At 66.1% G+C, this 5,639-nt stretch carries 5 protein-coding genes; 3 read left to right on the forward strand and 2 right to left on the reverse strand.

Going from position 1 to position 5,639, the window contains the following annotated elements; genetic code table 11:
* The first annotated feature begins 132 nt into the window (after positions 1-132).
* Entirely contained in the window at positions 133-993 is an 861-nt protein-coding gene (locus tag ACHFFZ_RS15200) for a sugar phosphate isomerase/epimerase family protein (protein WP_394277442.1), read from the forward strand.
* 94 nt (positions 994-1,087) lie between these two features.
* On the opposite strand, the gene iolC is transcribed toward ACHFFZ_RS15200, so the two are convergent.
* Both iolC and ACHFFZ_RS15210 read right to left on the reverse strand, forming a co-directional pair.
* Entirely contained in the window at positions 1,088-2,068 is a 981-nt protein-coding gene (gene iolC, locus ACHFFZ_RS15205) for a 5-dehydro-2-deoxygluconokinase (RefSeq protein ID WP_394277443.1), read from the reverse strand.
* Positions 2,069-2,143: 75 nt separating this feature from the next.
* Positions 2,144-3,193 (reverse strand): LacI family DNA-binding transcriptional regulator, encoded by a 1,050-nt coding sequence (locus tag ACHFFZ_RS15210; protein ID WP_394277444.1) that lies wholly within the window; start codon positions 3,191-3,193, stop codon positions 2,144-2,146.
* Between the two features lie 194 nt (positions 3,194-3,387).
* Here ACHFFZ_RS15210 and ACHFFZ_RS15215 point away from each other — a divergent pair, with 194 nt between their 5' ends.
* Both ACHFFZ_RS15215 and ACHFFZ_RS15220 read left to right on the forward strand, forming a co-directional pair.
* Positions 3,388-4,587, forward strand: coding sequence for a Gfo/Idh/MocA family protein (locus ACHFFZ_RS15215; RefSeq protein WP_394277445.1), 1,200 nt, complete (start codon positions 3,388-3,390; stop codon positions 4,585-4,587).
* A gap of 2 nt (positions 4,588-4,589) precedes the next feature.
* Positions 4,590-5,618 carry a sugar phosphate isomerase/epimerase family protein gene (locus tag ACHFFZ_RS15220; protein WP_394277446.1) on the forward strand — a complete coding sequence of 343 codons (1,029 nt, stop codon included), beginning with the start codon at positions 4,590-4,592 and terminating at the stop codon, positions 5,616-5,618.
* Positions 5,619-5,639 lie beyond the last annotated feature (21 nt).

The following is a 5,639-nucleotide window of genomic DNA, read 5'->3' on the forward strand; positions in this document are numbered from 1 at the left end:
AGTCTGGGCACATGACGCCATGTGCCCACCGCGGTCCGATGCCCTCCCCGCAGGCGTGGGACTGCCGCCGCGGATCCAGGGCATGAGCACGACAGGGCAAGACCACCGAGCACCACCAACAAAGGAGTTGTCATGAAGATTGCCGGAGCGCCCATCAGCTGGGGCGTGTGCGAGGTCCCCGGCTGGGGCTACCAGATGGATCCCGAGCGGGTCCTCACCGAGATGAAGCAGATCGGTCTGACCGCCACGGAGTTCGGCCCCCAGGGGTGGCTGCCGGTCGATGCCGTCGAGCGCGCCGAAGTGGTGGGCAGGTTCGGCCTGCAGCCCGTGGGAGCCTTCTTCCTCGCGGTGATGCACGATCCGGACTTCGACCCGATCCCCATGGTCAACAAGGAACTGGACGCCTTCGAGGCGGCCGGTGGCAGTTTCCTCATCCTGGCTGCGGACTCCGGGCGCGACGGGTACGACGATCGCCCCACCCTGGACGAGAGGGGCTGGGAGACGCTGTTCGGCAACCTCTCCCGGATCCGCGAGGTCTGCGCCGAGCGCGGCGTGATCGCGTGCCTGCACCCGCATTGGGGAACCATGGTCCAGAATGCCGACGAGGTCGAGCGCGTCCTGGAGAACTCCACCGTCGGGCTGTGTCTCGACACCGGTCACATCTCCTGCGGTGGGTGTGATGTTGTCGAGCTGGTCAGGAAGTATGCCGACCGGGTGGACATTGTCCACGCCAAGGACATCCGCAAGGAACTCACCGACAAGCTGCTTCCGGGCGAGATCACCTGGAGTGAGGGGATCAAGGCCGGTATGTTCACCCCGATCGGACAGGGTGACATCGACTTCTCCAGCATCGTCAAGACGCTGCACGAGGCAGGCTTCGACGGCTACTACGTCCTGGAGCAGGACATCATGATCGACGAGGAGCCGCCGGCCGGCGCCGGCCCCGTGGAGAATGCCAAGGCCTCCCTGCAGGCCTTGCAGGCGCTCGCCTGAGCGAGAGGGACGAAAGTCCTCGACCATGACTGGGCCCCGGCACCTGCAAAGGGTGTCGGGGCCCAGCCATGCGTCTATTGGCGGGGGTGGCGCGTCAGGGACGCTCGCCGAGAACGGCCGTGTTCCCGGCAGCGACGACCCGATCGATCTCGTCTGCCGTGGGCATGGCCGTCGAGCACTCCAGGCGCGATGCGACGATCGCGCCGGCTGCACTGGCACGCCGGATCATCTTCTCCAGACTGTGGCCACGCAACAGCCCGTCGATGATCGATCCGCCGAAGGCATCCCCTGCACCAAGGCCGTTGACGGTCTCGGTGCGGGTGGGGGGAACCTCCACCCGCTCGTCGCGGGTCTTGGCCAAGGTCCCCTTCGGGCCCTGCTTCACGATGGCGATTTCAACGCCACACTCCAGCAGGGCATCGGCGGCGCGCTCGGGTTCGGTCTCACCGACGGCAACCTCGCACTCGGCCTTGTTGCCCACCGCGACCGTGGAGTACTTCAGCGCCTCGGCATAGCGCTCAGAGGCAATGTGGCGCTCGCGCCAGAACATGTCACGCCAGTCCAGGTCGAAGACCGTGTGCTGGGTGCGGCCGCGGTGCTCCAAGGACGTCATGTGCGCCCAGTAGCTGGGCTCCTGGGACAGGCCTGTGCCGGTGAACCAGAACAGCTTCGCCTCGACGATGGAGCGCAGCGGGATGTCATAGGGCCGCAGCTGCAGGTCCGGGGCGGTGGGGCGCCGGTAGAAGTAGAGCGGGAAGTCATCCGGCGGGAAGATCTCGCAGAAGGTGATGGGGGTCAGCAGGTCCTCGGTGGTCTCGACGAAGTCGTCCTTGACGCCCAGCCGCTTCATCTCCGTGCGGAGCCACCGGCCGAAGGGGTCATTGCCGACGGCCGTCACGGTGGCCACGTCCTGGTGGCCCAGCCGGGCGGCGGCGACGGCCACATTGGTGGCGCTGCCGCCCAGGAACTTGCCGAAGGAGGTGACCTCCTCGAGACCGACGCCGATCTGCAGTGGATAGAGGTCGACGCCGATTCGACCCATGGTGATGACTGGTGCGGTGGTGGACGGGGACATTGGACTCCTCCTGAGCCTCGCTGCTCGACACCACAACTCTAGGCTCTTGTCAGGACAAAAGCCATATCCAACCGCCTATTTGTCAGGACAAATGAAGTCGTCCCTGGTGTGTCCTCCCGGTGCTGACCGTGCGGCTCCGGATGAGGAGCGGATGGCCAGCTCGGGGATCACCTGCAGCTGCTCCGGCGGACGGCTCGGGTCGGCCATCCGTCGCAGCAGCGTCTCGGCGGCCAGGACCCCCACGTCATGGTTGCGAGGGTCCACCGTTGTCAGGTCCAGCAGGTGGCTGCGGGCGGCTGGCGAATTGTCATAACCCACCAGGGCAACCTGTGGCGGAGTGTGGTGACCGTGTTCACGAAGGGCGGCCCACGCACCCATCGCCATCGTGTCGTTGGCCGTGAAGATTGCCGTGATCTGGGGATTCTCGTGGAGTAGTTCCAGGCTTCCCCGATAGCCTCCCTCTTCGGTGGTGTCCTCACGAGTGCCGGCGATGCGTGGGGTCAGGCCATGGGCCTCCATGCCCTGCTGGTAGCCGCGGCATCTGGTCGCCGCGGCGCCTCCGCGCCCGCTGACGTGGCCGATCTCGCGATGTCCCAGGCCTGCCAGGTGGTCGACGGCGAGCCGTGCACCGGCCAGCTGGTCACTGCTGACCAGGTCTGCTCCCGCGATGGTGTTGAGGCGAGTGCTCTCCACGACGGTGGGCACGCCCGGATCGTCGAAGTCGCGGCCCGGCTCGGCGGCGACCACCAGCGCGTCGACCTCGCTCTCCAGGAAGTCCTCGATGGCATTGACCGGCCGCCCTTGTACTGGTTGCTGGTCGCGGATGGCCACGTGGAGACCGTGTGGTGCCAGTGTCTCGCGCAGGCCGTGCAGCAGGGGGGCGAACCAGGGGTTCTCGAAGTCGTCCACCACAAGCCCCACGGTGTGCGAGCGGTGACGTGCGAGGCTGGCGGCATTGCGGCTTCGCCGGTAGCCCAGCTTCTCGATGGCTCGCTGCACCGCCGCGCGCTTGGGGTCGCTGACCAAGGGGGAGTCGTTGAGCACCAGTGAGACGAGCGACTTGGAGACCCCTGCCTCCTGTGCGACGTCGTAGATCGTCGGGCGCGATGTGCCGCTGGTTGCCACTATTCCCCCATCTGTCGTTGCCAGAAGGGTAGCTGGTTGCCGTGCTGGGCCTTCGCTCGGAATTGTCAGGACAAGCCCTTGACGAGCGCGGTGCGCGGGCCTACCGTTGGAGGCACTTGGAGCGCTCCAAAAGTGGAGCACAAGATCCAGAACCAGCAGGAATCAGACCAGTAGGACACATCAAGGAGGATGTCGTGACCAAGCAGTCCCTGGGGGTGGCCGTGATCGGCGCCGGCATGGCCGGAAGATCGCACGCGGAGGCCTATCGAGTGGCCCCAACCCTGTATGAGTCCGTGTTGCCGGAGATCCGCTTCGTCGCCATCTGCGACGCGAATGCCGGCTTCGCCGAGACCGCCGCCAAGCGCTTCGGCTACGAACGCTTCGAGACCGACTGGCACAAGATCGCCGAGGCTGATGACATCGACGTGGTCAGCGTCGTCGTGGCCAATGCCCTGCACCGTGAAATGGTCGAGGGGCTGCTGGCCGCCGGCAAGCACGTGCTGTGCGAGAAGCCGCTCAGCGACTCCATCGAGAATGCCCGAGCCATGGCCAAGGCCGCCCGCGAGGCGTCCACCGTGGCACGCGTCGGCTTCACCTACCGCCGCCAGCCTGCCATCGCGGCCATTCGTGAACTGATCCAGGACGGGACGCTGGGCAAAGTCATCAACTTCAGCGGCCGCTACTGGTGCGACTACTCCTTCGACGCGATGTCCCCGATGGCCTGGCGCTACCGCGGCGCGCCCGGCACCGGCGCCCTCGGTGACGTGGCCAGCCACCTCAGCTACATCGGCGAGTTCATGGGTGGGCAGATCACGGAGGTCAGTGGTGGCCGCTTCCTCACCGCCATCAGCAAGCGCCCGCTGCCGTTGGCTGATGTCCAGGGGCACGGCCCGGCCGCCGTCAGTGACGAGTTCGAAGAAGTCACCAATGACGACTACGCCGGCTTCGGTGCACAGCTCGCCGACGGTGGCGTCGCCACCTTCGAAGTCTCGCGCGTGGCAGCCGGTCACCCCAATGGCCTCAAGTTCGAGGTCTTCTGCGAGAAGGGCGCGGCACGCTTCGACATGTTGAACCCGGGCCACTTCGAGCTCTTCCTGAACGAGGGTCCCTATGGTCGCAACGGGTACCGCGGCATCTCCGTGGGTCCCGACCACCCCTACTTCTCCAATGGCCTGCCAATGGATGCCCCCGGCGTCGGCGTGGGCCAGAACGACGGCTTCTACTTCCAGGCCCGCTCCTTCCTCGAGGAAGTTGCAGGGATCCCCGAAGCGGAGTCGCTGCCGCGCAATGCCTCCTTCGACGAAGGCCTGCGCAACATGGTGGTCCTTGCCGCGGTTGCCGAATCGGCCCGCAAGGGCGGCGCCACTGTTTCCATCAACGACGAGGAGAACTGACCATGAAGCTGGGTGTCTACAACGCGACCCTCCATGATCGCCCCCTGCCCCAGGCGCTCAAGGACATCGCGGATGTCGGCCTGAGCGGGATCGAGATCAACACCGGCGGCTTCCTGCCCCCGGTGCACGTGCCCAACATCGACGAGATCCTCACCAGTGACACGGCCCGGGACGACTTCCTGGGGCAGTTCGAGGGCACCGGGGTCCAGGTCGCCGGCCTCAACTGCAATGGCAACCCGCTGCACCCCAATGCCGAGATCGGCGACAAGCATGCCGAGGACATCCGTCGTTCCATCAGGCTCGCCGAGCGCCTGGGGCAGGACCGCGTGGTCACCATGTCCGGCCTGCCCGGTGGCGAGCCGAACACGCGGCACCCCAACTGGATCGTCAACGCCTGGAACTCTGCTGCCCTCGACGTCTGGGACTACCAGTGGGAGGTCGCCGTGCCCTTCTGGAAGGAGATGGACCAGCTGGCGGGTGAGCACGGGGTGAAGGTGGCCCTGGAACTGCATCCGCAGAACCTGGTCTTCACGCCACTGGACGTCGAGAAGCTGGTCGAGATGACCGGCTGCAAGAACCTGGGTGTCGAGCTGGATGCCTCGCACCTGTTCTGGCAGCACATGGATCCTGTCAAGGCCGTGCGCTACTTGGGTGATCTGGTCGTCCACGCGGCCGCCAAGGATGCCCGGGTCAACCCGAATGCTGCCTACCGCTCGGTCCTGGACAACCACTTCCGCCGCCTGTCGCCCGATGAGCCGCGCACCAATCTTGGTGGTGACGAGTGGGCGAACGAGTGGCCGAAGCATGGCGAGTCCGCCTGGGATTTCGTGGCGGTCGGCGTCGGGCACGATGTCGAGTATTGGGCCGACTTCCTGGAGGCCTTGTACGACGTGGATCCCAACATGTGGGTCAACATCGAGCACGAGGACACTTCGATGGGGCGCATCGAGGGCCTGCAGTACGCAGCCGACACCCTGCGCGGGGCCAACAAGATCCTCGACCAGCGTCTGGCGGCCCGCACCGCGAAGTGACCAACCAGTGACGAGGACACC

Origin of the sequence: Luteococcus sp., assembly GCF_043424415.1 — a bacterium.
GTDB lineage: Bacteria > Actinomycetota > Actinomycetes > Propionibacteriales > Propionibacteriaceae > Luteococcus.